The 26,203-nt window shown below is 46.1% G+C and carries 21 protein-coding genes; 14 read left to right on the top strand and 7 right to left on the bottom strand.

Translation table 11 applies throughout. The features are described 5' to 3' along the window. Positions 1 to 3 precede the first annotated feature (3 nt). Genes fmt through L5M10_RS08920 form a run of 4 tightly spaced genes read left to right on the top strand, consistent with a single transcriptional unit; the run spans position 4 to position 5,137 of the window. Complete coding sequence (gene fmt, locus L5M10_RS08935) at positions 4 to 960, top strand: methionyl-tRNA formyltransferase (protein ID WP_263142849.1); 957 nt, start codon at positions 4 to 6, stop codon at positions 958 to 960. Between the two features lie 2 nt (positions 961 to 962). Then, positions 963 to 2,249, top strand: a complete 1,287-nt coding sequence (rsmB, locus tag L5M10_RS08930; RefSeq protein ID WP_263196941.1) for a 16S rRNA (cytosine(967)-C(5))-methyltransferase RsmB — start codon at positions 963 to 965, stop codon at positions 2,247 to 2,249. Positions 2,250 to 2,264: 15 nt separating this feature from the next. After that, complete coding sequence (gene trkA / locus L5M10_RS08925) at positions 2,265 to 3,674, top strand: Trk system potassium transporter TrkA (RefSeq protein WP_105250826.1); 1,410 nt, start codon at positions 2,265 to 2,267, stop codon at positions 3,672 to 3,674. Between the two features lie 20 nt (positions 3,675 to 3,694). Further along, entirely contained in the window at positions 3,695 to 5,137 is a 1,443-nt protein-coding gene (locus tag L5M10_RS08920) for a TrkH family potassium uptake protein (protein WP_113941395.1), read from the top strand. A gap of 54 nt (positions 5,138 to 5,191) precedes the next feature. On the opposite strand, the gene hemG (L5M10_RS08915) is transcribed toward L5M10_RS08920, so the two are convergent. After that, positions 5,192 to 5,746 carry a menaquinone-dependent protoporphyrinogen IX dehydrogenase gene (gene hemG, locus L5M10_RS08915; protein WP_105250824.1) on the bottom strand — a complete coding sequence of 185 codons (555 nt, stop codon included), beginning with the start codon at positions 5,744 to 5,746 and terminating at the stop codon, positions 5,192 to 5,194. Between the two features lie 199 nt (positions 5,747 to 5,945). Between hemG (L5M10_RS08915) and L5M10_RS08910 the strand changes: the two genes are divergently transcribed. Continuing rightward, complete coding sequence (locus tag L5M10_RS08910; RefSeq protein WP_105250823.1) at positions 5,946 to 6,254, top strand: ArsR/SmtB family transcription factor; 309 nt, start codon at positions 5,946 to 5,948, stop codon at positions 6,252 to 6,254. A gap of 63 nt (positions 6,255 to 6,317) precedes the next feature. On the opposite strand, the gene hemG (L5M10_RS08905) is transcribed toward L5M10_RS08910, so the two are convergent. From hemG (L5M10_RS08905) to pepQ, 4 genes are all read right to left on the bottom strand, one after another. Continuing rightward, positions 6,318 to 6,842: a menaquinone-dependent protoporphyrinogen IX dehydrogenase gene (gene hemG, locus L5M10_RS08905; protein WP_263164802.1), complete on the bottom strand. Its 525-nt coding sequence runs from the start codon at positions 6,840 to 6,842 to the stop codon at positions 6,318 to 6,320. Positions 6,843 to 6,844: 2 nt separating this feature from the next. Then, positions 6,845 to 8,302, bottom strand: a complete 1,458-nt coding sequence (locus tag L5M10_RS08900; RefSeq protein ID WP_105250821.1) for a TrkH family potassium uptake protein — start codon at positions 8,300 to 8,302, stop codon at positions 6,845 to 6,847. Positions 8,303 to 8,379: 77 nt separating this feature from the next. After that, on the bottom strand, positions 8,380 to 8,994 hold the full coding sequence (locus tag L5M10_RS08895; RefSeq protein WP_263164804.1) for a YigZ family protein: 615 nt from the start codon (positions 8,992 to 8,994) through the stop codon (positions 8,380 to 8,382). Between the two features lie 27 nt (positions 8,995 to 9,021). Then, positions 9,022 to 10,344: a Xaa-Pro dipeptidase gene (gene pepQ, locus L5M10_RS08890; RefSeq protein WP_131524504.1), complete on the bottom strand. Its 1,323-nt coding sequence runs from the start codon at positions 10,342 to 10,344 to the stop codon at positions 9,022 to 9,024. A 490-nt stretch (positions 10,345 to 10,834) separates the two neighbouring features. Between pepQ and fadB the strand changes: the two genes are divergently transcribed. The 6 genes from fadB to L5M10_RS08860 all read left to right on the top strand — a co-directional run bounded on the left by fadB (position 10,835) and on the right by L5M10_RS08860 (position 19,928). Next, a complete protein-coding gene (gene fadB, locus L5M10_RS08885) occupies positions 10,835 to 12,985 on the top strand; it encodes a fatty acid oxidation complex subunit alpha FadB (protein WP_263196939.1) in 2,151 nt (716 codons plus the stop codon). A gap of 22 nt (positions 12,986 to 13,007) precedes the next feature. Then, positions 13,008 to 14,171, top strand: a complete 1,164-nt coding sequence (fadA, locus tag L5M10_RS08880) for an acetyl-CoA C-acyltransferase FadA (protein WP_014609502.1) — start codon at positions 13,008 to 13,010, stop codon at positions 14,169 to 14,171. A 243-nt stretch (positions 14,172 to 14,414) separates the two neighbouring features. Further along, positions 14,415 to 15,581, top strand: a complete 1,167-nt coding sequence (locus L5M10_RS08875) for a diguanylate cyclase domain-containing protein (protein ID WP_131524506.1) — start codon at positions 14,415 to 14,417, stop codon at positions 15,579 to 15,581. A 175-nt stretch (positions 15,582 to 15,756) separates the two neighbouring features. Next, a complete protein-coding gene (gene tusA, locus L5M10_RS08870; RefSeq protein ID WP_105250817.1) occupies positions 15,757 to 16,002 on the top strand; it encodes a sulfurtransferase TusA in 246 nt (81 codons plus the stop codon). A 47-nt stretch (positions 16,003 to 16,049) separates the two neighbouring features. Then, the gene (locus tag L5M10_RS08865) at positions 16,050 to 16,496 is read left to right on the top strand and encodes an MOSC domain-containing protein (protein ID WP_263164807.1); all 447 of its coding nucleotides are present in this window, start codon (positions 16,050 to 16,052) and stop codon (positions 16,494 to 16,496) included. Between the two features lie 243 nt (positions 16,497 to 16,739). Then, complete coding sequence (locus tag L5M10_RS08860) at positions 16,740 to 19,928, top strand: amidohydrolase family protein (protein WP_263164808.1); 3,189 nt, start codon at positions 16,740 to 16,742, stop codon at positions 19,926 to 19,928. A gap of 170 nt (positions 19,929 to 20,098) precedes the next feature. On the opposite strand, the gene L5M10_RS08855 is transcribed toward L5M10_RS08860, so the two are convergent. Next, positions 20,099 to 20,689, bottom strand: a complete 591-nt coding sequence (locus L5M10_RS08855) for a DNA-3-methyladenine glycosylase I (protein WP_263164809.1) — start codon at positions 20,687 to 20,689, stop codon at positions 20,099 to 20,101. Positions 20,690 to 20,806: 117 nt separating this feature from the next. Between L5M10_RS08855 and glyQ the strand changes: the two genes are divergently transcribed. Continuing rightward, positions 20,807 to 21,712 carry a glycine--tRNA ligase subunit alpha gene (glyQ, locus tag L5M10_RS08850; protein ID WP_219235734.1) on the top strand — a complete coding sequence of 302 codons (906 nt, stop codon included), beginning with the start codon at positions 20,807 to 20,809 and terminating at the stop codon, positions 21,710 to 21,712. Between the two features lie 10 nt (positions 21,713 to 21,722). After that, complete coding sequence (gene glyS, locus L5M10_RS08845; RefSeq protein WP_263196937.1) at positions 21,723 to 23,792, top strand: glycine--tRNA ligase subunit beta; 2,070 nt, start codon at positions 21,723 to 21,725, stop codon at positions 23,790 to 23,792. A gap of 101 nt (positions 23,793 to 23,893) precedes the next feature. Here the strand turns inward: glyS and L5M10_RS08840 are convergent, their stop codons facing one another. Continuing rightward, positions 23,894 to 24,934, bottom strand: coding sequence for an HDOD domain-containing protein (locus L5M10_RS08840; protein WP_263148668.1), 1,041 nt, complete (start codon positions 24,932 to 24,934; stop codon positions 23,894 to 23,896). A 333-nt stretch (positions 24,935 to 25,267) separates the two neighbouring features. Between L5M10_RS08840 and L5M10_RS08835 the strand changes: the two genes are divergently transcribed. Beyond that, the gene (locus L5M10_RS08835) at positions 25,268 to 26,188 is read left to right on the top strand and encodes a biotin-dependent carboxyltransferase family protein (protein WP_263164813.1); all 921 of its coding nucleotides are present in this window, start codon (positions 25,268 to 25,270) and stop codon (positions 26,186 to 26,188) included. Positions 26,189 to 26,203: the final 15 nt, after the last annotated feature.

Genomic DNA, 26,203 nt, shown 5'->3' with positions numbered 1-26,203 from the left:
GATTTGAAACCACTCAACATCATCTTTGCCGGAACACCGGATTTTGCCGCTCGCCACTTACAAGCACTTTTAAACTCACACCACAATGTGATTGGCGTTTACACTCAGCCCGATAGACCCGCTGGCCGCGGCAAGAAACTGACCGCCAGCCCAGTAAAAGAACTCGCTATCGCCAATAGTATTGCAGTGTTTCAACCCGGCTCATTACGTAAAGAACCCGCGCAACAAGAACTTGCCGCACTCAACGCCGATATCATGGTGGTCGTCGCCTACGGCCTGATCTTGCCAAAAGTCGTGTTAGATACACCGCGTTTAGGTTGTATTAACGTTCATGGTTCTATTTTGCCACGCTGGCGTGGTGCCGCACCGATCCAACGCGCACTTTGGGCCGGCGACAAAGAAACTGGCGTAACCGTTATGCAGATGGATGTGGGTTTAGATACTGGTGATATGCTGCTTAAAACCTATCTGCCAATCGAAGATAACGACACGTCAGCCAGCCTTTACGAGAAACTGGCAGAACAAGGTCCCGTTGCCCTATTGCAAGCACTCGAAGGTTTGGCAAATGGCACCTTAGCCGCTGAAAAACAAGATGAAGCCTTAGCGAACTACGCAGAAAAACTCAGTAAAGAAGAAGCCAGACTCGATTGGAATAAATCTGCCAAACAACTCTGGCAAGAAGTCCGCGCCTTTAATCCTTGGCCTGTGAGTTACTTTGAGCACCAAGGTAACACTATAAAAGTGTGGCAAACTCAAGTCAGCGAAATCACCAGCACAGCCGCTCCAGGTACTATTATCAGCGCCAGCAAAAAAGGCATAGACGTCGCCACCGCTGATGGTGTGTTAACCCTGCTGAGTATGCAGCTTCCGGGGAAAAAGCCACTCAATGTTGCCGATATTCTCAATGCTCGAGGTGAATGGTTTAGCCCGAATACTCGCCTCGCAAACGAGGCACAATAATCATGAACTTGCGCGCGCTAGCTGCGAAAGCCATCTTCGAAGTATTAGAAAAAGGCGTGTCACTGTCAGTGGCATTGCCTGATCAACAAAAACATCTTGCCAGCGGCAAAGATAAAGCCCTACTTGCCGAGATCTGCTATGGCGTGATGCGCACTCTGCCGCAAATAGAAAAACGCATCAGTGAATGCCTAGCGAAACCACTTAAAGGCAAACAAAGGATTATCCACCAGCTCCTGATCGTAGGTTGCTATCAACTGTACTTCACTCGTATTCCAAGCCACGCCGCAATTTCAGAAACCGCCGAAGCCTGTCGCCAATTAAAATTTGAAGGCATGGTCAAAGTGGTTAATGGTGTACTGCGCAATATTCAGCGCCAGCTATCGCCGCTAAACACAGAATCAGATACCTTAAGCTATAACACACCCGCTTGGTTAATTAAGCGCTTAAAAGAAGCCTATCCCGAGCAGTGGCAAGACATCATTCAACAAAGCCATGAACGCCCGCCCATGTGGCTGCGTAACAATCGCTTATCCCAGAGCCGTGCCGAATACCTCGCAGCCCTAGCCGAAATCGACATTGAAGCGAGCGAAGGCAGCAGTGCCGATGCCATTCTCCTAGTGCATCCAAAGGATGTCGCCACACTGCCACACTTTCATGAAGGTGCAGCATCAGTGCAAGATGGCGCGGCACAATGGGCGGCGACCTTATTAGCCCCGCAAGCGAATGAATTAATACTCGATGCCTGCGCGGCACCCGGTGGCAAAAGTTGTCACTTACTCGAACTTGAGCCGAGTATCAAATTAGTGGCTGTTGATTTTGATGCCAAACGCCTTGAGCGTGTGCAACAGAACCTTGACCGCTTATCATTAAAAGCGGAGCTTATCCATGGTGATGCGGCCAACATAGACTCATGGTGGCAAGGCGGACAATTTGATCGTATCTTACTGGACGCGCCTTGCTCAGCCACAGGAGTGATCCGCCGCCATCCCGATATTAAATGGTTGCGAAAAAACCATGACATCGAAGAGTTGGCTGAACTACAACAGCAAATTCTCGATCATTGCTGGAAGTGGCTAAAACCCGGTGGCACGCTTCTTTATGCCACTTGTTCGATTTTACCGCAGGAAAACCGCGACCAGATCAGTGCGTTTTTAGATAGAACGGTAGATGCTAAGCTAGACACACTTGCCCAGCAAAATTCGCCACAGGATATAGGTTGGCAAATCACGCCAGGACAAGACAATATGGATGGGTTTTATTATGCCCGTTTATTGAAAGCGACTGATTAGGAAGTAAGCAAGGCCATGAAAATTATCATATTAGGTGCAGGTCAAGTTGGGGGAACCTTGGCCGAAAATTTGGTGGGTGAGAACAATGACATCACCATTGTCGATTATGACAAATCCAGATTACGCGCCCTGCAAGATAAATATGACCTTCGTGTCGTAGCGGGCCATGCCGCTCACCCTGATGTGCTCAGAGAAGCGGGCGCAGAAGATGCCGACATGCTTATCGCCGTAACCAATAGTGATGAATGCAATATGGCTGCCTGCCAGATTGCCTATACCCTCTTTGGTACGCCGACTAAAATTGCCCGTATCCGCTCAGAACCCTATTTGGCGATGCGCGATAAACTCTTTATCGACAGTGAAACCAAAAATAGCGATGGTCGTCCCCGTGGCGGCTTCGTGATCGATGAATTAATCGCCCCTGAACAGTTAGTAACCGCTTACATCCAGCGACTCGTAGAATATCCAGGCGCATTGCAAGTACTTGAATTTGCTGAAGGCCGGTTGAGCCTAGTGGCTGTTCGAGCCTATTACGGCGGCCCTCTGGTGGGGAATGCATTAGCGGCACTTCGCGAACACATGCCCAATATTGATACCCGGGTCGCGGCGATCTTCCGCCAAGGCCGCGCTATTATGCCTCGCGGAACGACCATTATCGAAGCCGATGATGAAGTCTTCTTCGTTGCAGACAGTCGCCATATTCGCGCTGTCATGAGCGAAATGCAAAAGCTCGATAACTCCTACCGCAACATTATGATCGCCGGTGGCGGTAACATAGGCCTAGGCTTAGCAAAACGCCTTGAGCGCACCCACTCGGTCAAACTGATTGAGCATAAATTAGAACGTGCAGAAGCCTTATCGGAGCAGCTGGAAAATACCACAGTGTTCTGCGGTGATGCCTCAGATCAAGAATTACTGCTCGAAGAACACATAGACCAAACCGACGTATTTATTGCGGTCACCAATGACGACGAAGCCAATATTATGTCCGCCCTGCTAGCAAAACGTATGGGCGCGAAAAAGGTCATGGTGCTTATTCAACGCGAAGCCTATGTGGATATAGTGCAAGAAGCCAACATCGATATTGCTATCTCACCACAACAAGCGACGATTTCGGCACTATTAACTCATATTCGTCAGGGTGATATCTGTAACGTTTACTCTCTACGTCGTGGGGCGGCCGAGGCAATTGAAGCCATTGCCCACGGAGATGCCAGTACTTCTAAAGTCGTTGGCAAAGCCATTGGTGATATTAAGTTGCCACCGGGGACAACGATTGGTGCCATTGTCCGCAATGATGAAGTGCTGATGGCCCACGACAAAACCGTGATAGAGCAAGGGGATCACGTGATCTTGTTCTTAGTGAATAAAAAGTTTGTCGGCGAAGTCGAGAAGCTTTTCCAACCAAGTGCTTTCTTCTTCTAAGAACCTTAGTAAGCCAACTTATGCTGAACTTTAGACCGCTATTGTTTATTTTAGGGCTGTTTTTGTCCATGCTGACAGCTTTCATGCTGATCCCACTGCTCCTCGCCGCATACAAAGGTGAGGAAACTGTGGGCTCTTTTATGGTGTCGGCATTAGTCACAGGCATTAGCTCAAGCCTGTGTTTACACAATGGCCAAAGCAAAAGCATTAACCTCAATATCCGCGATATGTTCCTGCTAACCAGCCTAACGTGGTTGATCGTAAGCCTATTCGCGGCCATGCCATTTACCCTTTATCACGGTATTGGTTATACCGACGCCTTCTTTGAAACCATGTCCGGCATCACGACCACAGGTTCTACTGTACTCTCAGGGTTGGATACTATGGATCACAGTATCTTAATCTGGCGCTCTTTATTGCAATGGCTAGGTGGGATTGGTTTTATCGTAATGGCGGTGGCGATTCTACCCTTCTTAAACGTCGGCGGGATGCGGCTATTCCGCACTGAATCATCCGATTGGAGCGATAAAGCAGTACCTCGCACCCAAAGTATGGCTAAGTATTTATTTTTTATATATATTTTACTAACGAGTATCTGCTGTGTTGCCTATCATCTGGCGGGAATGACTTGGTTTCAGGCCATCAATCATGCAATGACCACCCTCTCGACTGGTGGCTACTCGACCTCAGATAGCTCAATGGCGGCGTTCTCCAACTCTGCACACTGGGTTGGGATTTTCTTTATGGCAGCAGGTGGTTTGCCACTTCTCATGTTTGTACAAACCATACAGCAAAGGGATCTACGGATTTGGAACGATGCTCAGGTCAAAGGCTTCTTATTTTTCCTCACCTTTGTATCTTGTTCTATTGGCTTCTGGCTGTGGCAAACCCGCGACATTGAGCTTCTAGATGCACTGCGTTTATCCAGCTTTAACGTGGTATCGGTAGTCACCACTACAGGTTATGGCTTAACGGACTACGGTGCTTGGGGCGCCTTTGCCAATATCGCCTTCCTGTTTTTAATGTTTGTCGGTAGTTGCTCTGGCTCCACTTCGGGCGGGATTAAGATCTTCCGTTTTCAAATTGCTGGGGCCATTATGCGCGAGCAATTGAAACAGCAATGTCATCCAAACGGTATCTTTAGGGAACGTTACAACAACCGCATCATCAGTGATGATATCGTGCGCTCTCTGATCACTTTCGTACTGCTGTTTGTGATGGTGATTGTAGGCTTGTCAGTGATTTTAGTGCTCACGGGTCTCGATCCTATGACCAGTTTCACGGGCGCGATTACGGCAGTCACTAACGTTGGCCCTGGTTTAGGCCCGATTATTGGCCCTGTAGGTAACTTCTCAACGCTACCCGATGTCGCTAAATGGGCGTTGTCACTCGGCATGCTCCTCGGTCGTTTAGAAATCTTAACCGTGGCGGTGTTGTTCCACCCGAGTTTCTGGAAGTACTAATTCAGTAGAGATTGAATACTAAAAAGGCGCTTAACTTGTTAAGCGCCTTTTTTATTAAGCAGTTGCAGTAACGTCAGCTAATTCCAACAGATGATCAGCATAGACTTTCACATCTGCCCAGTCGGTATAATCGATAACTGACTTAGGATCAGTTGGGCCTTTAGTCATCTTCATAATCAACTGAATCGCCAATCTGTCATACCAAGGCCATGAAGGATAATCCACTTTGCCCGCAATAATTTTAAGATCAGCAGGCGTCCATGGAGATAACGCAATGAACTTTTGCAGATATTTATTATTTGCAGGGATACGTTTTTCAGGATTTCTCGCCACAACATTGACGCAGAAAAAACTGTTTGGCAATGCGCCCAGAGCCTGTGCATGCTGCTCAATAAATTGAAATACGCTCTTATCATAGGTGCCATAAAGCACGCAGGCACCTAAGGCAACGACATCATAATCAGGCCAATTAATACAAGTCGCAGCAGCACTGTTGATATCGATGAGGTCAACCTTAGCGTCACGAAACCTTAATTGCTCGGCAATTGCACTGGCAATCTTGGCCGTATGGCCACCACGGGTAAAATAAAGTACGAGGACGCGTGTCATAGGCAATTTCCGATCCACTGAGTAATACCACCATTGTGGCAAGGTTACGTTAAATAAACCTCTGATAGGATCACAAATCAGTCGTATCTCATATTCTGAGATGCAAAAATTGAGATCTGCATTGCCGAGCAGTATGATTGCGTAAACACATGTGTTCAATTAGAATTATCTAATCAAAAGCGATAAAGTGAGTGACCTTATGCAAAATGATATAGATGTAGATGCAATGGTAACTAATGCGGAAAGTGCGGCTAAATGGCTCAAGGCCATAGCGAACCCTTATCGCCTAATGATTTTATGTCTATTACTAGACAAAGAGTTGAGCGTAACCGAGCTCAACGCCACAGTGCCATTAAGCCAGTCGGCCCTATCCCAGCATTTAGCCGTATTACGCGCAGAAGATCTCGTGGATACCCGTAAGAGCTCGCAGATTGTTTACTATAAACTCAAGAACGAGCAAGTCACCCAAGTGATTTCAATTCTGCATAGCCGCTACTGCGCGGCCTAACACTGCAAAATTAGCCTAAATTTAAGCCCTAACCTCTTGCAAGTGATTAGGGCTTAATGGTTTTTAATGTTGGCTAAAACGGTGACCGAAGGCATCGACTTTTACCCAATCGGTAAACTCAAAAGTGCCAGTGATATCCGTTGGCCCTTTAGTCAACCACATGATAAAACGTATCATGGTCCGGTCGAAGAAACCGTATTTAGGGTAATCAATCTTGCCCGCAAACACTTCTAACAGCTGGGGTTGCCACAGTGAAAGCTTGAGAAACTTTTGCATATAAGGATTGGTTTCAGGCGTATTTTTTAAGGGTTTGCGCGCCACTACGTTAACGGTAAAAAAACCATTAATCTTAGTATCTAGCACAGCATGGTGGCGATTCACATACTGATAAAGCTCTGGTCTATGCTTACCATAGCGAATACTGGCACCAATCAGCACTTTATCAAAATCCACTAAGCTCAACGCTTCCGCCTGCTCTAATGTGGCGAGCGAAACCTGCTCTCCCGCCTGTTCAGAAATCGACTTCATTTTTTGGCAAATTGCCAATGTTTGGCCATCTATCGTCGAATAGATTATTAACGTCTGCATGATTAATTCTTCCAAAAAGTTGGCGTAAACAAAATCAGTAAGGTAAATACTTCGAGGCGACCAAACAGCATAGCCACGACCAATACCCACTTGGCTCCATCACCAATACTGGCATAATTGCTCGCTACCTCACCTAAACCTGGGCCTAAGTTGTTTAAGCATGCCGCCGTAGCACTAAAAGCCGTAATATCATCTAATCCCATCGCCATGAGTGCAAGCATACAAATCACAAACACCAGCGCATAGGCAGAAAAGAATCCCCAAACAGCATCAACCACACGGTCGGGTAAGGCTTTAGAGCCAATCCTAATCGAAAACATTGCCTTAGGGTGAACAAGTCGTTTCAATTCACGTGAACCCTGTAGCAGCAGTAAAATTACTCGAATGACCTTAATCCCACCCGCAGTTGAGCCACCACAACCACCGATAAAACTCGAAAACATTAATAGTATGGGTAAAAATAATGGCCACAGATGGAAGCTATCAGTGCCAAATCCAGCCGTAGTGGCAACTGAGACAGCCTGAAATAAAGCATGATCTAAGGTTTCTTCTGGCGAATCATAAATACCAGAACGATAAAGCGTGAAGAAACAAATCGCTGTGAGAATAAGTTGAATCGCCACCAGCATCTTAAATTCAGCATCTTTAAAATAGACTCTAACGTTAATCCCACGTCGTGAGAATGCCGCAAAATGCACGCTAAAGTTAACCGCAGAAACAATTAAAAAGAACACACAAATAAGATTAATAGTAGGACTATCGAAATAGCCCATACTGGCATCGTGGGTCGAAAAACCTCCGATGGCTATGGTCGAAAATGAATGACAAATGGCGTCAAAAATACTCATGCCCGCCCACCAATAAGCCGTCGCGCAGGAAATCGTTAGCAGTAAATAGATATACCACAGTGCTTTAGCGGTTTCGGCTATCCGCGGGGTCATCTTACTGTCTTTCACTGGCCCCGGAATTTCTGCGCGATAAAGCTGCATTCCTCCCACTCCGAGCACAGGTAAAATAGCCACAGCGAGCACAATAATCCCCATGCCGCCAAGCCATTGCAGCATATGGCGGTAAAACAAAATGGCCTTAGGTAAAAAATCGAGCCCGACAATGACAGTGGCTCCGGTGGTGGTTAACGCAGAAAAAGATTCAAAGAAGCTGTCTGTCCAGCTTAAGTCTGGCTGACTCGAAAAGATAAACGGCAAGGCACCAATAGAACCCAGTACAGTCCAGAACAGCACGACAATCAGGAAGCCCTCTCGCGTACGCAATTCTTCTTTGCAGTGGCGGTTCGGATACCAGAGCCAAAAACCAATAAATAGGCTAACAAAAAATGCCTGCATAAACGCCGTGCCGCCGCCATCGTTATACCAAACAGCGATCAGTGCTGGTGGCAGCATAGTGATTGAAAATAAACCAATCAGCAGGCCTATGATTCTAATTATGGTTTTATATTGCATTACGCGAGTTCAATTATTCCATTGGCTGTAAAGGTATTTTCAGCATTTGGGCTATTTTGGCATAATTTACGCAGGCATCACAGATCAAACTCGGGCCTCAAACTTCCTTGACTCAGTGTCGCCAGCGACTCACAAAGCCATACCTGTTGCTCTCGCCCTATCTCAAACACAATATCGACCGCTGCGGCAAATTGCTTATCGATGATCACGGCATCCACTTGCTGTAATAGATGCTCGACATCGCGCAGCTGCGCATAATCACAATGCAACTTGGCGGGATACCGTAACTGTTTGAGTCGCGTCGGTAATTGAATCAAGCCTTGCCTTAAGCCCGACGTATAAGCCCGAACGAGTCCACCTACGCCTAACTTAGTACCGCCATAGTAACGCACGACAACGGCGCCAACTTCGCCAATATGTGCCCCTTGCAACACAGCTAACATAGGGCGACCTGCACTGCCAGCAGGCTCACCGTCATCACTCGAACCAATCAAGACGCTATCATCCGGTGCGCCAGCAACAAAAGCTGAGCAATAGTGGCTTGCGCCGGGATAGTCACGCTTGATGTCAGTAAGTACTAACTTTAATTTATCGACACTATCGCAATGAAAGAGAAAAGAGATAAAGCGACTATGCTTTATCTCTTCTTCAATGACGATTTCATCACAGGGAACGTTATAACTTTCGAGCACGAATTCGCCCTAATCTATTTTCAAACATCAATCGGCTAAGCCGAGCTCACGGGTCATATTCTCGTTTCTATCTTGATGCACTATGACGTTATCTTCGATACGAATACCGCCAAAAGGCCTTAACTCATCAATCGTTTGCCAGTTAATCTGTTGGCCACGACTATCTTGTTTAAGCTCATTGAGCAAAGTATCTATGATGTATAATCCAGGTTCCATGGTCAGCACTTGGTTTGGCGCTAAAATGCGGGTGCAACGTAGGAATGGATGGGCCTCGGGTGCCGCGATATGGGTACCGCGCTCATCGTGGGAGAAGCCACCCACATCATGTACTTGTAAACCTAACATGTGGCCTAAACCATGGGGGAAGAAAGCACTGGTAATGCCTTGATCAACCAAACCTTGGGCATCACCCGTGGCTAAATCAAAATCCAATAGCATTTGCGCGACTTTAGCGTGAGTCGCTAAGTGTAAATCAGGATAACGAACGCCAGGGCGCATCATGTCGATAAGCTCCAGCTGCGCCTTATTCATCGCAGCGATCAACTCATCGAAACGATTCTTCTCAAATGCATAGGTTCTAGTGATATCAGACGCATAGCCAAAGTAACTCGCGCCCGCATCAATAAGAAAAGACAAACGTTTCGCAGGGCTTTGATGCTCAAGCGCGGTGTAATGCAAAATCGCCGCATTTTGATTAAGAGCGATAATATTGCCGTAGGGCACTTCATTTTCGCTCTGGCCCACGGCAGATAAATAATGCTGTTGGATCTCGAACTCACTCGCACCGTTATAAAACGCATTTTTAGCAGCCAAATGTCCCTGCACCGCAATTTGGTTGGCGCGGCGCATACATTCCAGCTCATATTCAGTTTTAGTGGTTCTGTGGTAATGCAAATAGCTCATCACAGCATCAGGATTGCGACTGGTAAAACCCAGCACTTCGGCTACATCTAAATGCTCGCCCAAATAAGCCCAATTAACAGTGTCTTTGGGCAACAGTTCAGCGACCTTATCGGCCTTAGTTAACAGCTTAATATCAAAATGCTCGGTCCAGAACATATCCGGCACATCGGATACTTTGTGCCAAAAATCCACAGGACGATAAAAAATCAGCTGCGGCTTATCGCGACCATTGACGACTAACCAGCAATTCGGATTATCCAACACTGGCAACCATGCCTTGAAGTGCGGGTTTGCTTTAAAGGGATAATTGATATCATCCAAAAACATCCGATGCGGCTGACCCGAATGGATCACTAAACCAGACAAGGCTTCTCGAGACAAAATCTCTGCGACTCGGCGGTTTAACTCGGCAATATGGGCACGATAGTGATGAGCCAACTGATCCATTTGTCATCTCCTGCAATGAATAAAAGTTAATATTATGAGCCAAATTTGCCCACATAATCTTAATCTGATTATGAACAACAGATTCAATCAAAACGTTAAACTGTCACTCAATCTAAAATACATGGCTGCTCAATAAAGAACATTAAAGCGATAACATCATGATTATTTTTAATAATTCTATTCAACCCTAGCATGGCTGCAGCGTTTAAACGTCTAAGGAAAACAGCCACAAAGACCTATTTATTCGCAAAGTGATTTAACGCACCCTAGGTGTTCTACACTCTGTGCAGTGTATCACAAAGGTGAAAAATCACTCTAGCCGACAAGAAATTAAACAGTCGTTTAAATTGGGTGTTGTAATTTATCGAATTTCGAAGCACACTGGCATACAACTGGTCAAATGATGGCCGAAGCTGCTGTGAGATAGAGAGTCGTACTAGCACCAACACATAATGGTGGGTATCACTTTTAAGCCAAAAGGAAGCAAGCAATGATCTACCAAAGTCCTACAATTCAAGTTGAGTTACTCGAGGATAATATTGCCAAGCTGTGCTTTAACGCACCCGGTTCGGTGAACAAATTCGACAGAGAAACCCTCGCTTCGCTCGATGCCGCATTAGACAGCATCAAGCAAAATTCCAATATCAAAGCGTTAGTGCTGACCTCAAGTAAAGATACCTTTATTGTGGGTGCCGACATTACCGAATTTTTAGGCCTATTCGCACAAGATGACGCCGTACTGCTCTCTTGGGTTGAACAAGCCAACGCTGTCTTCAACAAACTCGAAGACTTACCTTTCCCAACAGCATCTGCAATCAAAGGCTTTGCCTTAGGTGGCGGCTGTGAAACCATTCTGGCAACGGATTTTCGTATCGCAGATACCACAGCCAAAATCGGTTTACCTGAAACTAAACTCGGCATCATCCCAGGCTTTGGCGGCACAGTTCGTCTGCCACGTGTGATTGGTGCAGATAACGCACTTGAATGGATCACCACAGGTAACGACCAACGCGCTGAAGATGCACTGAAAGTCGGTGCTGTGGATGCTGTGGTTGCGCCAGAAGCATTAGAAGCGGCTGCGATTCAAATGCTCAAAGATGCTGTTGCTGAAAAGTTGGATTGGCAAGCGCGTCGTAACCGCAAGCTGTCTGCACTAACACTGCCAAAACTTGAAGCTATGATGTCATTCACCACAGCCAAAGGCATGGTGTTTGCGGTTGCGGGTAAACACTACCCTGCACCAATGGCCGCAGTAAGCGTGATTGAGCAAGCATCGACTAAAGGCCGCACCGAAGCACTGCAAATCGAGCATCAAGCCTTTATCAAACTGGCTAAAACTGACGTTGCTAAAGCGCTTATCGGTATCTTCCTTAATGATCAATTCGTTAAAGGCAAAGCGAAAAAAGCGGGTAAATTAGCCAAAGAAGTGAAAAACGCTGCCGTATTAGGTGCTGGCATTATGGGCGGCGGTATCGCCTACCAAAGCGCCAGCAAAGGCACACCGATTGTCATGAAAGACATTGCCCAGCCAGCATTAGATTTAGGCCTCAATGAAGCCGCCAAACTGCTGTCTGCCCAAGTTGCTCGTGGTCGTTCAACGCCAGAAAAAATGGCCAAAGTGCTGAACAACATCACGCCTTCATTAGATTATGCTGCGATCAAACACAGTGATGTCGTCGTTGAAGCCGTTGTTGAACATCCAAAAATTAAAGCACAGGTTTTAGCCGAAGTTGAAGGCTATGTGAGTGAAGATGCAATTATCGCGTCAAACACCTCAACGATTTCAATCAACTTGCTCGCTAAGAGCATGAAGAAACCTGAGCGTTTCTGCGGTATGCATTTCTTCAACCCAGTGCACAAAATGCCGTTGGTCGAAGTTATCCGTGGTGAGCACAGCTCTGAAGAAACCATCGCCTCTGTTGTGGCTTACGCCAGCAAAATGGGCAAGACCCCAATCGTGGTTAACGATTGCCCAGGCTTCTTCGTTAACCGCGTACTCTTCCCTTACTTTGCAGGCTTTAACGGCTTACTTGCCGAAGGTGGCGACTTTGCTGCAATCGACAAAGTGATGGAAAAACAATTCGGTTGGCCAATGGGCCCTGCTTACCTGCTCGACGTAGTGGGTTTAGACACAGGTCATCACGCCCAAGCCGTTATGGCTGAAGGTTTCCCTGATCGAATGGGTAAATCAGGCACTGATGCGATTGATGTGATGTTTGAGAACAAGCGCCTTGGCCAGAAAAATGGCAAAGGTTTCTATGTCTATTCAGTCGATAGCCGTGGCAAACCGAAGAAAGATGTCGATCCTACGAGCTACGGCCTATTGAAAGCTGCCTTTGGCGACTTAAAAGCCTTTGAAGCCGATGACATTATTGCCCGTACTATGATCCCTATGATCATCGAAACCGTGCGCTGTTTAGAAGAAGGTATTGTCGCATCACCTGCCGAAGCGGATATGGGCCTGGTTTATGGCTTAGGTTTCCCACCATTCAGAGGCGGCGTGTTCCGTTACTTGGATACCATGGGTGTCGCAAACTTTGTGGCCTTAGCAGACAAATATGCTCACTTGGGCGGTCTGTATCAAGTCACAGATGCGATGCGTACATTAGCAGCCAATAACGGTAGCTACTACCAAGCCTAATTAGCGGGAAAGGAATTTAATCATGAAACAAGCTGTTATCGTAGACTGCATCCGTACTCCGATGGGCCGCTCAAAGGCTGGCGTATTTCGTAATGTACGTGCAGAAACTCTGTCTGCCGAATTGATGAAAGGTCTGTTGCTGCGTAATCCGCAACTCGACCCAAACCTAATTGAAGACGTGATTTGGGGTTGTGTGCAACAAACCCTAGAGCAAGGCTTCAACATTGCCCGTAATGCTTCACTATTAGCCGGCATTCCAAAGACCGCTGGCGCTGTGACGGTTAACCGCCTATGTGGTTCGTCAATGGATGCTATCCATCAAGCTGCGCGGGCGATTATGACTGGCATGGGCGACACCTTTATTATTGGTGGCGTAGAACACATGGGCCACGTGCCGATGAGCCATGGTGTCGACTTCCACCCTGGTCTTGCTAACAACGTGGCAAAAGCCTCTGGCATGATGGGGTTAACTGCTGAAATGCTGGGTAAACTGCACGGTATTACCCGTGAACAGCAAGATGCTTTTGCAGTACGTTCTCATCAACGTGCTTATGCTGCGACGATTGAAGGCCGTTTTGCCAAGGAAATCTATGGCATTGAAGGTCACGATGCTAACGGTGCCTTAATTAAAGTACTGCAAGACGAAGTGATCCGCCCAGAAACCACAATGGAATCTCTGGCTGCACTGCGTCCCGTATTTGATCCAGTAAACGGTACTGTCACTGCGGGTACTTCTTCTGCACTGTCTGATGGCGCTTCAGCCATGTTGATCATGGAAGAATCTAAAGCGCGCGCACTTGGCTTACCAATTCGTGCACGCATTCGCTCTATGGCGGTTGCGGGTTGTGATGCGGCTATCATGGGTTACGGCCCAGTGCCAGCCACGCAAAAAGCGCTGGCTCGTGCTGGTATCACAGTTGCCGATTTAGATGTGATTGAACTGAACGAAGCGTTTGCAGCTCAGTCTTTACCTTGTGTAAAAGATTTAGGCTTAGCGGATGTGGTTGACGACAAAATCAACCTCAACGGCGGCGCGATTGCACTAGGTCACCCACTGGGTTGTTCAGGTGCACGTATCTCTACGACGCTGATCAACTTGATGGAAGACAAAGACGCGACCTTAGGTTTAGCGACCATGTGTATAGGTTTAGGCCAAGGTATCGCCACCGTGTTCGAACGCGTTTAATTCGTTAATCAAATAATCATCAAAGCCGGAACTTGTTCCGGCTTTTTTATGCCAAATCTTCTGCCATCGTAAATATTAATATTTCTCATTTTTTCTGCTGTTCATTTGAAAATCAGTCCGTTATCGACTTAACTACAAGGGCATTACTGGCTATTGTGGACGACAACAGGCAAGCAATCATCAGCCAAATCTAGGCATTGTAGTGCAAGGATGCAATTCGTTGTTTTACCAGAGGAATGCCAGATGCTACAAACGGAACAGACCCTTTTCGAACAAATGCGGATCACTGAGCTGGAGATCGAGTCTCGTAAGGCGCTCTTCTCTTTTACAGGGGCAGACGTAAAGGCCCTGCAATCCTTTAAGCCCATCATTGAAGAAAACATCGATAAAATTGTCGATGACTTTTACGGCTTACAAACCAGTGTGTCAGAAATTGCGCTCTTGATTGGAGACTCAGACACCCTTGCCCGCCTACGTACCGCACAGAGAAGATATGTGCTTGATTTATTTAATGGTGTTTATGATCTTGAGTACGTAAACAATCGCCTGCGGATTGGTTTAGTCCATAAACGTATAGGTGTTGAGCCCAAACTTTACCTGTCTGCAGTACACACACTCAAGGAGTTGATCTATGCAGTGATCAACAGTTCAGTACAAGATGTACGTCAAGCCGAACGTATTCGAGCCGCAATTGATAAACTCGTGCTGTTTGATGTCACACTAGTATTCGATACTTATATTCGCAGCTTAGTCTCCGAGATTGAGAACGCTAAGGATAAAGCCGAAAAATATGCCCAAAGCATGGAAAGCAAAGTCAAAGAGCGAACACAGCAGTTAGAAGAACTCTCGCAAACCGATCCCTTAACAGGTTTACTCAACGTAAGGCACTTACAAGAAACCGCAACTCGCATACTCAGAGCAGCCCAAAGACGCGCCGAGCCCGTATGTGTCATCTACTTAGATGTAGATGATTTTAAATTATTTAATGACACTCAAGGCCATAGATCAGGTGATGAAGTACTTTGTGCCGTCGCAAAAGCGATTAAAGAAACCACTCGTGCTGAAGATCATTGCTTTCGATATGGTGGAGATGAATTCTGTATCATCATGCCTAACTGTCGTGAGGAACAAGCTCGAGAGAATTTCATAACTCGGTTTAATCAAAAAATAAAACTCAGTCTAAACAATATTTCCTTAAGCTTTGGCATTACAGATACTGGCCCCTATGAATATGAAGAAGCCAATAGCTTAATTCATAAAGCCGATCAAAAAATGTATAGCTACAAACGGGCGTCCAAATTGCAGCAACAAACTATGGCAGCTGCAAATGATTTAGCACCAGAGAATAGTACAGCTGTTATCCATCCAATCTCTCAATCTCAAAGCGCTGCAGATAAAGCCGTTGAGTAATGTTAATTACCATAAGCCATAAGTTTGTTCCACGTGGAACATTTTATCTCTAGCCTTGCTAACGACAAAAAGCACACCAATCAAACCACATCACAAATTGCGACCGCCAACTTGGTTTATCATGGGGGCTGGAGTAACATTAGCTAATTCTGCTTAACCGTTCAGTAGAGGTAATATGAACGACGCTTTCTCAACCGCACAGCATAGACTCGATGCACTTGGCTTACGTTGCCCTGAACCTGTAATGATGGTGCGTAAAACGGTAAGACAAATGGCTGCAGGCGAGACACTGCTGATCATTGCCGATGACCCTGCAACGACACGCGATATTCCAAGCTTCTGTGAGTTTATGGATCACACGCTTATCGCCAGCGAAACGGCTCAGACGCCATACCAATATTTGATCAAAAAAGGACTTTAAGTCGTATCGTTTTAGCGACTTAATCATTAAAAAGGATGTGAGGAACTATGCCAAAACTGCTGGCAATTGCCTATAAAACTGTAAAGCGCGGCCCAATGAATGAGGTTCTCTGTGCCAATGTCACCCAGTTAAATGGTGTAGAGAAAGATGTATTTGGTCGTCCTGGCAAACGCCAAGTCACTGTGCTTTCCAAACTACAATGGCAACAAGCCTGTCGTGCTATTGAGGCAGAATTGCCTTGGACGACTCGCAGAGTAAATCTGCTCGTTGATGGTCTGGTATTTAGCAGTGCAGATGTTGGTAAACATTTACAAATTGGTGAGTTACTACTTGAAATTACAGGTGAGACCGATCCCTGTAAAAAAATGGAAATTGCACATGTCGGTTTAGAAGCCGCACTCACCCCAGATTGGCGAGGAGGTGTTACATGCAGGGTATTAAATGATGCCATGATCCACCTAGGTGATGAGATAGCAATTTTCTTTCCTCGCTAATCCAATCACTTATCTCAGCTAGTTATCCATATTCCTCTATAAATAGAACCAAATAACTTGGTTCTATTTCTGTTGTCCCAATCCTAATATAAATATCAGCTTTCTAGCTCGAACATCAATTGAAACAGTATTTACGTTTTCCTTCCTATCTATTTATGCGATAACTACACCAAGTATTAACAAAACTTTATCTTGTGATTAATACCGCTCATGTAGCCCATAAGAACGATAACAGGAAGTGACATGTTGAACTCTAAACTTACCCCGCTTTATATTGCCCTCACTCTTGGGATGAATACCCTTGCAGTTAACGCCACAGAAACGAAAGAATCGACTTGGAATGTTAACGCTCCAGCGAATGCTCCCTTAGTGCAAGTCAAAGTTGATGTTAATGAAGGCACTTGGATGAACTTAAGTGTCAGTCCAGATGGCAAGTATATCGTCTTCGACTTACTCGGTGACATCTACCAAATTCCAGTAACAGGCGGTGAAGCTAAGCCATTAGCCCAAGGCATAGCTTGGCAGATGCAGCCCGTCTATAGCCCTGATGGCAAGCACATTGCTTTTACGTCCGATGGTGATGGTGGTGATAACATTTGGATTATGGATGCTGATGGCAACAACCCAAGAACAGTCACCCAAGAAACCTTCAGGCTACTAAACAGTCCAGCTTGGAGCCCAGACTCCCAGTATTTGGTTGCCCGTAAGCACTTTACCGCCAGTCGTAGTTTGGGTGCGGGCGAAGTGTGGCTATACCACGTTGCGGGTGGTGAAGGCGTCAAACTAACCGAACGTCCTAATGATGAGAAAGATTTAGGTGAACCCGCGTATTCACCCGATGGTCGCTATATCTACTTTAGTCAGGATGACACGCCGGGTAAAACATTCCATTACTCAAAGGATTCGGTCAACGGTATCTACAAAATAAAACGCTACGATACTCAAACTGGTGAGATTGAGGTATTAATCGAAGGCACGGGTGGAGCGATTCGGCCAACGCCGAGCCCAGACGGTACTAAGCTCGCCTATATTAAGCGCGATGATTTCCAGTCATCACTCTACCTACTCGACCTTAAGTCGGGAGAAACAACTAAGCTGTTTGGCGAACTTGACCGTGATATGCAGGAGACTTGGGCCATTCATGGCGTCTATCCAACAATGGCATGGACACAAGATAACAAGGATATTTTCTTCTGGGCTAAGGGAAAAATTAATCGTCTGAATGTTGCCAATAAAACACTCACAGATATCCCCTTTAGTGTAAAAACTGAGTTAGCCGTACAGCCCTCGGTGCGCTTTAAGCAAGATATCGATAAAGACGTTTTCGATGTAAAAATGCTACGTATGGCGCAGGTCTCACCGGATGGTAGCAAAGTCGCCTTCGAAGCACTGGGTAAAATTTGGTTAAAATCCTTACCCGATGGCAGAATGTCACGCTTGACTGAGCTAGACAAAAATATTGCAGAACTTTATCCCCAATGGTCGCGCGATGGTAAAAATATTGTTTTCACCACTTGGAATGACCAAGACCAAGGCACAGTGCAAGTGATCAGCGCCAAAGGTAGCAAACCTAAGCAGCTAACATCTGAGCCAGGAAAGTATGTCGAACCCACCTTTTCACCCAATGGTGAACTCGTAGTGTATCGTAAAACTCAAGGCGGTAACCTCACACCAAGAACTTGGTCGCAGGAACCTGGGCTATATAAAGTCGATATTAAAGGTAAACAAAATAGCAAGATCAGTGCCGATGGCTATCAAGCTCAATTCGGTGCTAATGCCGATCGCGTCTTTTTTATGAATAGCAGCGAAGATGAAACGCCGCAGTTATCATCCATCAACTTAGACGGCTTCGATAAACGGGTTCATTACAGCAGCAAACATGCAACTGAATTTAGGGTTTCACCCGATGGTGAGCAACTCGCCTTTGCTGAACGATTCAAGGTTTGGGTAACACCTTTTGCTAAACACAGCGAGACAGTTGAGATTGGCCCCAATGCCAGCAATCTACCCGTAAGCCAATTGAGTGCCCGTGCGGGTGAAAGTATCAGTTGGAACAGTAAAAGCGACCAACTATATTGGACTCTTGGCCCCGAGTTGTACCAAGCCAAGGTTGACACTCAATATCGCAACAAAGATGAAAAGGCACAACCAAGCATTATCGATTTAGGCTTTACCGAAAAGGCCGATGTTCCACGTGGAACAATCGCGTTTGTCGGTGGTAAAGTGATTACGATGGAAAATGACCAAGTGATTGATAATGGTGTGGTCATAGTCAAAGACAATCATATTGTCGCCGTAGGCGATGCCAATGTTGCGATTCCTAAGGATGCGCAGATCATCGACATCAAAGGCAAATCCATTATGCCAGGACTATTCGATGCCCACGCCCATGGACCGCAAGCGGATGATGAAATCGTGCCACAACAGAACTGGGCGCTCTACTCTGGATTATCTTTAGGCGTGACTACGATTCACGATCCATCGAATGACACCACAGAAATCTTTGCCGCATCTGAGCAACAAAAAGCAGGTAATATTGTTGGCCCACGAATATTCTCCACCGGCACCATACTTTATGGTGCCAATGCGCCTGGCTACACATCGCACATAGACTCACTAGATGATGCCAAATTCCATCTTGAACGCCTGAAAAAAGTTGGAGCCTTTAGCGTAAAAAGCTATAACCAACCGCGCCGCAATCAGAGACAGCAAGTCATAGCCGCAGCACGTGAACTCGAAATGATGGTCGTGCCTGAAGGTGGCAGCTTGCTGCAACATAATTTAAGCATGGTCGCCGATGGACATACTACGATTGAGCACTCACTCCCCGTTGGTTCAATCTATAACGATATCAAACAGTTTTGGAGCCAGACTCAAGTTGGTTACACGCCAACCTTAGTGGTTGCCTATGGTGGTATTTCTGGTGAAAACTACTGGTATGATAAAACCGATGTGTGGGCACATCCACGCCTATCCATGTATGTGCCAGCCGATATTTTACAAGCAAGATCAATGCGACGCCCCCATGCACCAGAGAGCCACTACAATCATTTCAATGTTGCTAAGGTTGCTAACGAGCTCAATAAGTTAGGGGTTCACCCAAATATTGGCGCCCACGGTCAACGTGAAGGTTTAGCGGCACATTGGGAAATGTGGATGTTTGCCCAAGGCGGCATGAGCAATATGGAAGTGTTGAAAACGGCCACCATTAATCCAGCGACGACCTTTAGCATGGAGCAGCAACTCGGTTCTATCAAAGAAGGTAAGCTCGCAGACTTGATCGTTATTGATGGTGATCCATTAGCCGACATTCGCGTCACCGACAGAGTCACTCATACTATGGTCAATGGTAAGTTATTTGATGCAGAGACTATGAAGGAACTTAATGGGGATAAAGAACAGCGTAAGCCGTTTTTCTTTGAGAAACTCTAAGGGCAACTTTCAAGTCTAGGAGAATAGCTTTCCTGTTGAGACCGTTTAAGTTTAACAAGATGAGTTCCAGCGAAGCTCAAAAAGCATGTTCCACGTGGAACATGCTTTTTTGTATTTGGATACTCTACAAGAGTTTTCTTTAATATCAGTCAGCCCAACGATTAATGATTCTAGTGGCTATGCTCAGCACAGGAATCGACACAGGCCTGATAAGCAACACACTCGACAAGATGATCGTTCACCATACCCACCGCCTGCATAAAGGCATAACAAATGGTTGGGCCGACAAAATTGAATCCGAGTTTCTTCAACGCTTTTGACATGGCTTCAGATTCTGGTGTTTGTGCCGAAACCTGCGACATTGCCCTAATCTGATTAACTATGGGTTTACCGCCCACAAAACTCCATAAAAATGCAGAGAAATCCTTCCCATCGGCAGTATAGGCTAAATAACCTTTGGCATTCTTGATGATAGAATTCACCTTCAAGCGGTTGCGCACTATACCGGGATTCAACATGAGCTCCTCCACTTTCGCCTCATCAAAAGTCGCAATAATCTCAGGTTCAAAATTAGCAAAGGCCTGTTCATAATTTTGTTGCTTCTTCAGGATAGTTATCCAAGATAATCCGGCCTGTTGACCATCTAAACACAACTTAGCAAACAGCTCCTTTGGATCATAAACAGGTCGCCCCCACACTTTGTCGTGATACTCACGATACAAGGGATCATCACTTACCCAGCCACAGCGGATCTCTTCCATGGTATATAACCTTATTGTTTTAATTAAGAAGGTAAAAAATAACCTACATAAGCAGATATCTACAAGGTATAATCGAACCCATTTTCTATTCAGGCTGACGGCAGTAGACAAGTAGACATGACGACAAAACACGACGTAAAAACATTTCAGGGTTTCATTCTCACCCTGCAGGAATATTGGGCACAGCAAGGCTGTGCAATTGTTCAACCTTTAGATATGGAAGTCGGCGCGGGTACATTCCACCCACAAACTTTCCTACGTTCTTTAGGGCCTGAACCTATGAGCAGTGCCTATGTGCAGCCATCGCGCCGCCCTACGGATGGTCGTTACGGTGAAAACCCTAACCGTCTGCAGCACTACTACCAATTCCAAGTCGTGTTGAAGCCTTCTCCTGACAATATTCAAGAGCTGTATTTAGGCTCACTGCAAGCACTGGGTATTGATACTCAAATCCACGATATCCGCTTTGTGGAAGATAACTGGGAATCACCAACACTAGGTGCTTGGGGCTTAGGCTGGGAAGTTTGGCTTAATGGTATGGAAGTGACTCAGTTTACGTACTTCCAACAGGTTGGCGGCATCGAATGCAGCCCAGTCACAGGTGAAATCACCTATGGCCTAGAGCGTCTGGCCATGTATATCCAAGGCGTAGATAGTGTTTATGATCTCGTATGGACCGATGGTCCACTGGGCCGCATCACCTATGGTGATGTGTTCCATCAAAATGAAGTCGAGCAATCGACCTATAACTTCGAGCACGCCGATGTGGACTTTATGTTCACCCTGTTCGATCAGTGCGAAAAAATGTGTCAGCATTTATTGTCGCTAGAAAAACCTTTACCTCTGCCCGCATACGAGCAAGTGATGAAAGCCTCACACGCCTTCAACCTGCTCGATGCCCGCCATGCCATTTCAGTTACCGAGCGCCAACGCTACATCTTACGCGTTCGTACTATGGCGAAAGCGGTCGCTGAATCTTATTATCAGGCACGCGAAGCGCTTGGCTTCCCAATGTGTAAGTAGAGGTAAAAACATGAATTTTGAAAACTTACTCATAGAGTTAGGCACGGAAGAATTACCACCTAAGTCACTACGTAAACTGGCTGAATCCTTTTTAGCTAACTTTACTGAAGAACTCACCAAAGCCGATTTAGCGTTCAGCTCAGCCGTTTGGTACGCAGCGCCACGTCGTCTGGCAATTAACGTCACTGAACTTGCCCTTGCACAAGCTGACAAAGTGGTTGAAAAACGCGGCCCCGCCGTGAGTTCAGCATTTGATGCTGAAGGCAAACCGACGAAAGCCGCTGAAGGTTGGGCACGTGGTAATGGTATTACTGTTGAACAAGCCGAACGTTTAGTTACAGATAAAGGCGAATGGTTAGTCCATAACGCCAAAGTTGAAGGCGTCGAAACCAAAAGTTTGATCGCTGCTATGGCTCAACGTGCACTCGATAAATTGCCCATTCCTAAGCCAATGCGCTGGGGCAATAATAAAACCCAATTTATTCGCCCTGTGCACACCGCGACTATGTTGTTAGGCAGTGAGTTGATTGAAGGTGAATTGCTGGGTATCAAATCGGCACGCACTGTTCGCGGTCACCGCTTTATGGGACTCAAGCAGTTTGAATTAGCCCATGCAGATCACTACCTTGCCGACCTAAAAGAAAAAGGCAAAGTCATCGCCGATTACGAAAGCCGTAAAGCGTTAATTAAAGCCGATGCCGAAAAAGCTGCCGCTAAGATTGGTGGCACAGCCGATATCGAAGATAGCCTGCTTGAAGAGGTCACCTCTTTGGTTGAATGGCCTGTGGTATTGACCGCTAGCTTCGAAGAAAAATTCTTAAGTGTACCGTCTGAAGCTTTGGTCTATACCATGAAAGGCGACCAAAAATACTTCCCAGTCTTTGATAATGCAGGCAAGTTACTGCCAAACTTTATCTTTGTGGCCAATATAGAATCTAAAGATCCCGCGCAAATTATCTCAGGTAACGAGAAAGTCGTTCGCCCACGTCTTGCCGACGCCGAGTTCTTTTTTAATACCGATAAAAAACACACGCTGGAATCGCGTTTACCTAGCCTAGAAACCGTCCTGTTCCAACAGCAGCTCGGTACCTTAAAAGACAAAGTGAATCGTATTTCTGCCCTAGCCGCCTTTATTGCCGGACAAACTGGCGCGAATGCGGTTGATGCAGCCCGTGCAGGTTTGTTATCTAAAACCGATTTGATGACCAATATGGTGATGGAGTTTACCGACACTCAAGGCACTATGGGCATGCACTACGCCCGCCTCGATGGTGAAACCGAAGCCGTTGCGGTTGCAATGGAAGAGCAATACAAGCCTAAGTTCTCTGGCGATACAGTGCCTAGTGCTGGCGTATCTTGCGCAGTCGCATTAGCAGATAAGCTCGATACTTTAGTCGGTATCTTTGGTATTGGCCAAGCACCAAAAGGCGCAGCCGATCCCTTTGCCCTACGCCGTGCCGCCATTGGTGTGCTGCGTATTATCGTAGAGAACAAACTGCCACTGGACTTAGTAACGCTGATTGCTAAAGCTCAGGAGCTCCACGGTACTAACTTAAGCAACGCCAATGCAAGCGACGAAGTGTTAGAGTTCTTAATGGCTCGCTTCCGCGCTTGGTATCAAGATAAAGGCATTGGTGTTGATGTGATCTTAGCCGTGCTAGCACGTCGCCCAACACGCCCAGCTGATTTTGATAGTCGTATCAATGCGGTATCACACTTTAGAAGCCTAGAAGCTTCTGGCGCACTTGCAGCAGCGAACAAACGGGTATCCAACATTCTGGCTAAGATTGAAGGCGCTTTACCAACAACCATCAATGCAAGTTTGTTGACCGAAGCCGCAGAGCAAGCATTGGCGGCCAAGTTGAACGAGCTGCAACCACAGTTGGCACCTTTGTTTGCCAATGCAGATTACCAACAGGCCTTAACTTTGTTAGCTGCCCTACGTGAAAGCGTGGATCAGTTCTTCGAAGATGTAATGGTTATGGCGGATGATGAAGCTTTGAAAAACAATCGTTTAGCATTGTTGAATAATCTACGCGAGCAGTTCCTGCACGTAGCAGATATATCACTACTGCAATAACGATACTAAGGTTTATAAAATTATCGCTTTATAAAAAACGCGCTTCATAGCGCGTTTTTTATTGTCCTGATTTCTTATACCAAACGTATTAAATTGCCCAATCAAAACTGCGTCAGTTTTTGATGTAAGCCATCAAATTGAGTTTGATCTAAGTTAACTTGCTGCAGTAAATTCGCCAGTATCTCAGGGGACAATTGCCCTGCTTGATGCAGCATAGAAATCTCGCTAATCACATTCGCCCGCCACACCACAGCGGCGAGCCCCGCTTGCGGGCGCGAGTTTACACTGGCGAGCTTGTCTAATTCTGTTTCAAAGGTATTGGGTAACTGCCAATACTTAGCAAGCAATGAACTCAAGGTTAACGATTTCGTCGTCATCACTTGTCTAAATAATCCAGAATTAGGCTGTTCTCCCGGCTCTGCCTGTACAAATGCATCGAGAAGCATTTTAAAAATGGCCAACTTGCCGACATCGTGTAATAAGCCCAATAAAAAAGCCGTATCTTGATCTTCATCGCTTAACTCACTGGCAAGAAAAGCAACCTGCATCGAATGGCGCCAAATTTCAGCCCCAAAACGACGGAAATAGATTGGTTTAATATCCAACATTTCACGCACTAAACAAGTAGTGACAAATTTTCTCAACTGTTCGCGGCCAAGCTGTACCAAAGCCTGCTGTAAACTGGTGATATCCCTATCGCTACGTTTAAACGCGGGAGAATTACACAGCTTAAGCACCTCCACACTCAATAAAGGATCTCGCTCAATAAGCGCTAATAGATCCTTAATATCAAACTGAGGATCGGCCAGCTTACGATCTAATTCCAATACCTTTGACGGCAGCTTTAACACTTTCTCGGCGATCACTTGTGGCGATGCCAAGGCCTGCTCTATCTCCGCCATGACTCTACGTTCAAGATTATTCGCTACACCGCCAGTGTCCTTAACCCGTGTCGGAAATAACAAACTATAAAAGAGTGCAGATAAATCGACAGATACCACGCTAATGTCTTCGAGAGGTTTAGCAGGCTTTCGCGCAGGTTCAAGCGACTTACCTAAGTCCGTCGTTGAAAAACTTTTGGGTCTCTCAACGGTCGCCGTATCGCGAATATTAAAGAGTTTATTAAAAAGTGATTTAATCAAGAAGCATCAACCTGTCATTATAAATAATTGTTAAAAAGTCAGTTAAATATTGCCCATCATAAATCCATTTTGATCAGCTCAAGCCGTGTATTAAGACATTGTAGACAGGCTAATACTTAGCTTAAGTGTAACATATTCAATTCATTTCGGACTTCTTCTATCCCACCATTACTGCTTTTACAAAGACAATCTTGGTTACAAGTTGAAACCTCAAAAAACTTACATTTCAGCATCATTTAACTGACAATACGCCTACCATTCCTAAAGGGATACATATTTTGTCTCCCTTTAATTGATTAACAATCTACTCGCGAGCTAACAACGGAAAATTTGATGATCGAGGTAATAAAAGCGGGTGCACTAACCACAGTTCAAGATATCGGACGCATGGGATATCGACATTTAGGCGTAACCCAAGCTGGTGCCTTAGATAGACCTGCACTGTGTTTAGCAAACCGCCTACTCTCAAATCCAGACAATACACCCGTACTGGAATTGACCTTCGGACAATCGATTTTTTTGTTTAAACGCGATGCTTGGATTGCCTTAACGGGTGCCGATTTCGATGCCCGCATAGACAATAAACCCATAGTTTGCGGCTGGCGCTACTCCATTAAGGCAGGACAAAAACTCAGTCTTAGAGGGGGAAATAAAGGCATGCGTGCCTATGTTGCGGTTGACGGCGGCGTTAAAGTGCCGTTAGTGATGGATTCTGCTGCAACTGATTTAACCTCAGGTATCGGTGGATTTCATGGCCGCGCATTAGAAGCTGGCGATAACCTGACCTTAGGTTCCGCTCATCCACTAAGAAGGCAAGTTGGCGCAATTCAAAAAAGTTGGAATGGGCATATTCGCGCACTCGCAACAAAGCACACCCAAGCCTTCTCGTTGAAATCTCAGCAAATATTCTGGCAAACACAGTGGCAACTTTCAGCTGAAAGTGATCGTGCGAGTGCAATACTCAAAGGTGATACGTTAACATTGGCGAAGCCATTCCCTGTACAATCACACACAGTCACCCCCGGAGTGGTTCAAGTCTCCGCTTCAGGGCAACCACTCGTGTTACTTGCCGATGCGCAGACCACCAGCAGTCATCCGCAAATAGCCGTAATTATTGAAGCCGATCTTTGGAAGCTTGCCCAAACTCGCCCAGGGCAGACAGTTAAATTCGAATTGGTTGACGATGAACAAGCGGCAACGGCGCAAGCGGAATGGCATGACTACTTCTACCGACTACAACGTAGCCTAGGTTAACGAACCACTGCATAA

This window comes from Shewanella sp. SM32 (assembly GCF_025654235.1).
Classification (GTDB): domain Bacteria; phylum Pseudomonadota; class Gammaproteobacteria; order Enterobacterales; family Shewanellaceae; genus Shewanella; species Shewanella oncorhynchi.
Note: the sequence above shows the minus strand (reverse complement) of the source record. Positions and strands in the feature narration are given on the sequence as shown.

Excerpts from the sequence above, each read along its gene's own strand:
- rsmB (WP_263196941.1), top strand. The coding sequence starts at position 963 with ATGAACTTGCGCGCGCTAGCTGCGAAAGCCATCTTCGAAGTATTAGAA.
- trkA (WP_105250826.1), top strand. The coding sequence starts at position 2,265 with ATGAAAATTATCATATTAGGTGCAGGTCAAGTTGGGGGAACCTTGGCC.
- L5M10_RS08920 (WP_113941395.1), top strand. The coding sequence starts at position 3,695 with ATGCTGAACTTTAGACCGCTATTGTTTATTTTAGGGCTGTTTTTGTCC.
- hemG (WP_105250824.1), bottom strand. The coding sequence starts at position 5,746 with ATGACACGCGTCCTCGTACTTTATTTTACCCGTGGTGGCCATACGGCC.
- L5M10_RS08910 (WP_105250823.1), top strand. The coding sequence starts at position 5,946 with ATGCAAAATGATATAGATGTAGATGCAATGGTAACTAATGCGGAAAGT.
- hemG (WP_263164802.1), bottom strand. The coding sequence starts at position 6,842 with ATGCAGACGTTAATAATCTATTCGACGATAGATGGCCAAACATTGGCA.
- L5M10_RS08900 (WP_105250821.1), bottom strand. The coding sequence starts at position 8,302 with ATGCAATATAAAACCATAATTAGAATCATAGGCCTGCTGATTGGTTTA.
- pepQ (WP_131524504.1), bottom strand. The coding sequence starts at position 10,344 with ATGGATCAGTTGGCTCATCACTATCGTGCCCATATTGCCGAGTTAAAC.
- fadB (WP_263196939.1), top strand. The coding sequence starts at position 10,835 with ATGATCTACCAAAGTCCTACAATTCAAGTTGAGTTACTCGAGGATAAT.
- fadA (WP_014609502.1), top strand. The coding sequence starts at position 13,008 with ATGAAACAAGCTGTTATCGTAGACTGCATCCGTACTCCGATGGGCCGC.
- L5M10_RS08875 (WP_131524506.1), top strand. The coding sequence starts at position 14,415 with ATGCTACAAACGGAACAGACCCTTTTCGAACAAATGCGGATCACTGAG.
- tusA (WP_105250817.1), top strand. The coding sequence starts at position 15,757 with ATGAACGACGCTTTCTCAACCGCACAGCATAGACTCGATGCACTTGGC.
- L5M10_RS08865 (WP_263164807.1), top strand. The coding sequence starts at position 16,050 with ATGCCAAAACTGCTGGCAATTGCCTATAAAACTGTAAAGCGCGGCCCA.
- L5M10_RS08860 (WP_263164808.1), top strand. The coding sequence starts at position 16,740 with ATGTTGAACTCTAAACTTACCCCGCTTTATATTGCCCTCACTCTTGGG.
- L5M10_RS08855 (WP_263164809.1), bottom strand. The coding sequence starts at position 20,689 with ATGGAAGAGATCCGCTGTGGCTGGGTAAGTGATGATCCCTTGTATCGT.
- glyQ (WP_219235734.1), top strand. The coding sequence starts at position 20,807 with ATGACGACAAAACACGACGTAAAAACATTTCAGGGTTTCATTCTCACC.
- glyS (WP_263196937.1), top strand. The coding sequence starts at position 21,723 with ATGAATTTTGAAAACTTACTCATAGAGTTAGGCACGGAAGAATTACCA.
- L5M10_RS08835 (WP_263164813.1), top strand. The coding sequence starts at position 25,268 with ATGATCGAGGTAATAAAAGCGGGTGCACTAACCACAGTTCAAGATATC.